The sequence below is a fragment of the Desulfococcus sp. genome, assembly GCF_050178255.1.
Lineage (GTDB): Bacteria > Desulfobacterota > Desulfobacteria > Desulfobacterales > Desulfococcaceae > Desulfococcus > Desulfococcus multivorans.
In genome coordinates this window covers 1-6,210 of the sequence record NZ_JBFXGG010000151.1, presented here as the reverse complement: position 1 = coordinate 6,210, position 6,210 = coordinate 1, and the positions used below count along the sequence as shown (strand labels likewise).

The following is a 6,210-nucleotide window of genomic DNA, read 5'->3' as shown; positions in this document are numbered from 1 at the left end:
TTTCCAGTTTTTACGGACGTCACGCTCCTGCTCACGTTCATGTTTCCAGGCTTCACGCTCCTGCTCCTCATGATGCCTGCGATCTTCCCGGTCCATTTCATTCCTGTGCTTATTGGCTTCACGCTCCTGCTCCTCATAATGCTTGCGATCTTCCCGGTCCATTTCCTCCTGATGTTTCTGCCATTCCTTGTGGCGGCCGTTTCCTTTGTCTCCCCGATCGGCAAATGCGTGCGAGGTCGTCAACAAAGAAAATCCAAATAAAATAATCAGTAGTGTCGCAACCCCATACATTGAAAAACCGTAATATCTTTCTCTCATATCTATGCCTCCAGATTGAACAGTCACAATATGACAATTAGACGATGATTACCCATGAAAAGTTTACATCAATTCATTATGATGTGATCACCCACCACGCCTGTTTTCTTCAAAAATATCCACCGGCATTGGATACCGCAGGCGCCAAACCATCTTGATCGGCCGTTCGCTTTCATGGCTCACCCGCTCCGCCGGTCCAAGGAACATGAAGGGCACGGTACAGCCGTTACGTTTCTTCCGGTCGCGCGCAAAGACGAGAATTGTGTAACCCTGTGCCTGGTGGTCAACCAGGTTCCGCCCGGTCTTCGATTGCCGGGTGGTTTGCGATTGAGACTCCCAATGCAGCAGTTCCCGGCTGATGGGATAGTCAGCATACATGGTGCTTGGGGAGAATTCCTTTTCGGTCTTCTGAAAGGTGATCAACAGCGCATAGGCCTTTTTGTCCGGCAAGTCCACGCCTTCACTCAGCTTGTCAACGGTAAACAGAAAGGCAAGACGGCCGGATTTCAGGTTATCGAGCAAAACGGCACAGTCGGCGCTGCCCACGTCGGAGACAAAGGCGGCTGACGGGATGCCCCGTTTTCTGAACATCTCGGCCATGAATCGCGCGTGTTTGATGGAGACGCAGAAACCCACCCCTTTGACCGTTTCCAGGTCCGATTCGTATCGTTCAAGGGCAGCCAGCACGACATCGAGACGCTGCCTGGCCTGGATGTGGGAGCCGGTATAAACCTTTTCCAACGCATTTTCGTCATAGCGGCCGTATCTCCAGAAACGGTCTTCACTGATCGCCACCGGATCGGCCACCCCGAAGTAATGGAATGGGCAGAGCAGTTTCTCCTCCAGGGCCTCGGGAAGCCGTATTTCAGCGGCAAACCGATTACCGAAGTCGGCAGCGACATTGCCGCCGTCCATCCGCTCCGGGGTTGCCGTCAAACCCAGCAATATCTCCGGGGAAAAATGTTCGAAGAGCGGTCGGTAACTTGCAGCGGTGCCGTGATGTACCTCGTCAATGACGATATAGTCGTAGAAATCGCGGCCGACCTGTTCCCATAACCGGCGGCTCGTGAGCATCCCCACCGAACAGAACAGGTGGTCCAACCGTTCCGGCCGATAGGGGCCGGACAGCAGTTCGCCGAAGTTGTGGTCCCGGACCACGTTGCGGAAGGTTGCCAGGGCCTGCTGAAGGATTTCCTGGCGGTGAGCAATGAACAGCAGGCGGGCCTGCTGCTTTTTGAATTCCCTGAACCGTTTGTAATCAAAAGCCGCGATCACCGTCTTGCCGGTACCGGTAGCGGCGATCACCAGGTTCCGATATTGGCTGCGGATGACGCGCTCCCTTTCCAGGGCTTCCAGAATGCGTTCCTGAAAAGGGTGAGGGCGTAGATCAAAAAAGACGGCGGCTTGTTGGGTGCCGATGTTGCGGGCCTGGGCAATCGCCTGGCGGAAGGGGTTGGGGTTGCCGGGATCGAAAGGGATGAATTCACGGCTGTTCCAATAGGTCTCAAACTCGGCACTGAACTTTTCAAGGATATGGATCATATCCTGAGCGGTTACCTTCAGGTTCCATTCCAGGCCGCTGGTCATCGCTGCATGGGCCATGTTGGCCGAACCGATATAGCCGGTGGAAAAACCGGAGAGCCGCTTGAAATGATAGGCCTTGGCATGGAGTCTGGTCCGGTTGGTGTCATAGGAAATCCGCACCCGAACATTGGGCATGGCCGCCAGCCATTCCACTGCCGGCGCGTCGGAGGCGCCCATATAGGAGGTCGTGATGATCCGGACCGGCACACCGCGTTCCCGCAGATCCTCGAATCCCGGCATCAGCAATCGCAGGCCGGACCATTTGATAAATGAGATCAGGATATCGACCTCGTCGGCAGAGCGCATCTCCTCCAACAGCTCATGCACCAGCTGCGGCTCCCTGGAGGAACCGGTAAAGAGGCTGCTTTCAACAATGGAGGTCTGGGGTCGAGGGATACCGGGCCGACCATAATGCGGTGGTGTGACTTCAAGGAGCAGAGACTTAGGGGCGACAACCAGTTTATGATTATGCAGATGGCCTATTCCAGCCTTATCCGCCAACATCCCGATGATGCGGTTGCAAAGCGCCAATCGCTTCCCGGGGTCAGCCTCGCAGCGCAGGGCCTGTTCAAGAATCTTTGCCACAAAGGCGGCGTAGCGCGCCGGTTGTTCCTCGCTGTCGATCTTCTCAAGAACGGCTCGCAACTCGGGGTTTGCGGCCAGGATTTTCTGCAGGGCACTATCCAGCAGGGCATCGTAAAGGCCTGGGGCAGGCGGCGTATGCGTCATTTCATCTCCGCAGCCGGCAATATTCGGCCAGTACGGGCATGTCGGCCTCAGCCCAGTCCAGGGTGTGGAGCTGATCCAGAGGGAGCCATTGCAGGGCGGCATGTTCGAGCGGCACCGGCTCTTCCTTCCTCAGGTAACAGATAAACGGGTACAGGGTCACCGTTACGGAAGGATACCGATGTGTAGACGGCTTGAGGGGGCCGGCAATGACAACCTTCACACCCATCTCTTCGTCTATTTCCCGGATAAGACACGCTTCCGGAGATTCGCCCTGACGGATCTTTCCGCCGGGAAATTCCCATTTCAACGGAAGACTCATGGTGTCGCTGCGCTGAGCGGCAAGCACAAGCTCGTCACGCTCGATGATAGCACACGTCACGTGAATATGTTGTCCGGTCACTTTAGGCATTCCCCACCTGAACATGCTGCTGCGGCCGTGGTGCTTCAGCTTCAAAAAAGTCATAGTCCCGGAAAGTCTGCAATCCGGCGGCTTCTCGCACGGTCAGGCCGCGACAATACATTTCGCCAATACCGTTATGGTACTGTTACAAAATCATACCGCAAGTCGGACCGCTTTTCCAGGGTCAAGCCCTACGAATCCTGAAAAACATTGACCGAAACGGCCGGGGACCTGTTCGATCCGGTTCGACAGTTCAAGCCGTCCGATGATATCGCCGGCATGCACACGTTCAAACGGCTCATCAGGAATCTTCGTTGGATAGATATGGCAGGGATAGTCGTCACCTCCGATCGCAGCAGCAGCTCGCAGTTCGGGGCGTTGAACGAAAGTCGGTGAAGATTTTGAAATCACCCCCGGCGTCATACCAGATCACAATGCAGCGGTCGTTCAGCAGGTCGATCAGTTTCTTATGAAGAAAGGCGGTGAATTTCATGGAGCGTCCTCAAAAACAGCGGGCAGCCGGCCGCAAACGTCAAAAATGCCCAAATAATATAAGCAGGTAAAAACGTTTCATCGAATCACCGTTCCTCCGCAAATGGTCAGAATTGTATTGATAAAAGACTTCAGTTCCGTGCATTGGTTGATCGCCGTCGATAAATCGTTTTCACGAAGAATTCGTGCCGCATCGCGGGGCTTGACATAGCGGTCTCTGCATTTGCCGATCTCGAAAATATCCCGGATTCGATGTGCCGGCGGATTATGATGATTCACCGTCTCGGGGTTGCCGCCGGGTGCAGCCCTGTTGTGCTTCGCCAATTTTTGAATTGTGGGCCAGTAAGGCAAGAGCCATGCCTCGAAATCATATTGAGCGGCATGGGGATGAAAACGCGGTTCATTTCCCACCCATTGCCTCATTTTGGTTTTGGCGTCTTGTGCATTGGTGAAATCGGGAGGGGTTGTGCCGGTGTAGACATCCGTCAGTGCAATCACATGGTCCGCGGGTTTTCTTCCTCCCAAAAGGTTTTCCACAACCCGTCTTAATTTATCTTCTTTAGGGATTCGGCCGTCGTAGGGAAAAACATCCAACTTGGGATTGTCGCCGGTCAGACGGTTTTTCAAAAAATTCCGGAGATACGGAATAAACGCCTTTTCGGTTTTGCCCTCGACGATGATGGATATTTTCATGACCGGCCCCCCATCCGCCCCATCCGCCATACTTCGTCAAGACTGTACTCGGCCAGCCATTGGTCAAGATCCATTGAATCGGCCCATGTCGCTGTCGCACAGCCATCATCATCAACATCCATGACCACCACCTCATCCGGATTCAAAAACCGGATAAAACGGTCGGAATGGGTGGCCACGATCAACTGGGTTCTCTTGGACGCCTCCCGCATCAAATCGGCGAGCAGGCTCAATAATTCCGGGTGCAGGCTGACTTCCGGCTCGTCTATCATGGTGATCGTTGACAGGTTCGGGCTTTGAAGCAATGATACAAGCCAAAGGAAACGAAGCGTGCCTTCCGAAAGTTCATTCATGTAGATCGGCTTGTTGAATTGTTTGTCTTTCCAGGTCATCGCCAGCATGCCCGCCGCCACTGGCGGGAAGCTCAGTTCTTCGAAATCCTGAAAAGCCGTTCTAATCGAATCTATAATAATTTCAAATCTTTCTCTGTCGCCTTCACGCAGGTAATAAAGATAAGGCACCAGATCGCCGCCGTCGGGTCCGGGCAATGTCGCCGGCTTCATGGGCTGGGGCATTTTAACCGGTGCTCGGGGCCCCACATCCAGCACGTGATACTGTGTGGCCGTCGCCAGAATACGCCGCAGCTCCTCCGGTTGCCGAAACATTTTCGGAACCTGCGAGAGTGATGTTTCCAAGGGGTTGTGTTCCCAATCGGGACGGACGAGACGGTTTTCCTCTGTTTCGTAGTATCGGATATCACCGTCCGACGATTCGATGTGTCGAAAAGGATTATTGAAGCCTTGCCGCTTCTGAGACAACAATTCCCTGGAGATGGAATACCCTGTACCCTTTGGTGCAAGCCGCAGTTCATATTCAAGCGGCTCGTGACCGGGAACCGTCATATCCACAAGGAATGACAGATCTTCACTCTTGCCGCGGGTCAGAAGGTTCGCGATACCGCCGAATTGCGACAACATGCTGTTTAGATTGCTTGATGCCGAAGCGGACAGGATGGATAAGGCATCAAGAAAAGATGTCTTACCGACCCCGTTTGCGCCGATCAACACCATAAACGGCCGCACCGGCAGGTCGACTTTCAGCAACCGCCTGAAACCGCCTATTTTAATCCGGTTAATTTTGTACATTATATTCCTCCTGTATCAGGATTTTTCCTTCTTATTGCGACGACTGCGGCCGCCTTTCTTTTTGGAAGCGGGCTTTTCCACCTCGCATAGCTCCTCAAGCCCGTGTGCGATAGCGATGGAACGGTCCTTTTTACAGACGTCCCGCACCTGGTCGGGCCATATCGTGTAGGTGAGATGCGTCCGGTCATAGGCGCTCTTTTCCAATTTGTCCCAAACCTTTTTGGTGTCGTTCGCCCATGATCTCAGGTTGAAAAGACCGGTTAGCGGTGCGGCGTTGATGATCACGCCGTCGTTGAGGTCAGGTTTGCAGGGAGGCGCCGCGATCCGAACCAGCTCCTCGGGCAGATCACGAAGCTCACCGAGGAATGTCTGTGTTTCATTCAGCCGGTCGCGCAACCGGGTTGCCTCTCGACCGGAAGCGGCTTTCAATTCTTCTTCGACATGGGCGAGGCCGCGCTTGATCTCGCTGATCTTGGGCTTGACGTGCTTGTTGACTGCGGCGTAGAGGGTCTGGTCGGTCAAACGGTGATGACAAATCCAGATGGTATAGGACCCCGAGGCCGTCGACAGCGGCCAGTAAATCGGGGCCTTGTGGCGGCCTTTGGAATAACGCTTCAAGTGATCCTGAAAGAACTTTGCGGGTTTGCGGAAATAGTCTCGAAGCTCGGAGACGCCGAGGATATCGCAGATTTCCATCTCCATCTCGTAGGCTTTGTCCTTCCAGAGAATTTCTAAGACCTTGCGCACGCGACGGACGATATCGTCTCGGTGGGGCTATGCACCATTGAACAATAACATTCATGAAAACATTAAGTCAAGTTGTTACCTGCGGCGTGAAAACGCTGAAAA

6 protein-coding genes are annotated in these 6,210 nt (G+C 53.9%); all 6 read right to left on the bottom strand.

Translation table 11 applies throughout. The features are described 5' to 3' along the window. A partial coding sequence (locus AB7S84_RS16050; protein WP_428155729.1) for a hypothetical protein occupies nucleotides 1-318 on the bottom strand: 318 nt, incomplete at its 3' end. A gap of 87 nt (nucleotides 319-405) precedes the next feature. Beyond that, complete coding sequence (locus AB7S84_RS16045) at nucleotides 406-2,631, bottom strand: DUF3427 domain-containing protein (protein ID WP_428155727.1); 2,226 nt, start codon at nucleotides 2,629-2,631, stop codon at nucleotides 406-408. A gap of 1 nt (nucleotide 2,632) precedes the next feature. Next, nucleotides 2,633-3,040, bottom strand: a complete 408-nt coding sequence (locus AB7S84_RS16040; RefSeq protein ID WP_428155725.1) for a (deoxy)nucleoside triphosphate pyrophosphohydrolase — start codon at nucleotides 3,038-3,040, stop codon at nucleotides 2,633-2,635. A 561-nt stretch (nucleotides 3,041-3,601) separates the two neighbouring features. Then, complete coding sequence (locus tag AB7S84_RS16035) at nucleotides 3,602-4,216, bottom strand: DUF4276 family protein (RefSeq protein ID WP_020875277.1); 615 nt, start codon at nucleotides 4,214-4,216, stop codon at nucleotides 3,602-3,604. Further along, complete coding sequence (locus AB7S84_RS16030; protein WP_428155722.1) at nucleotides 4,213-5,361, bottom strand: AAA family ATPase; 1,149 nt, start codon at nucleotides 5,359-5,361, stop codon at nucleotides 4,213-4,215. The genes AB7S84_RS16035 and AB7S84_RS16030 overlap by 4 nt, the downstream gene beginning before the upstream one ends. A gap of 15 nt (nucleotides 5,362-5,376) precedes the next feature. Further along, the gene (locus AB7S84_RS16025) at nucleotides 5,377-6,108 is read right to left on the bottom strand and encodes a hypothetical protein (protein WP_428155720.1); all 732 of its coding nucleotides are present in this window, start codon (nucleotides 6,106-6,108) and stop codon (nucleotides 5,377-5,379) included. Nucleotides 6,109-6,210 lie beyond the last annotated feature (102 nt).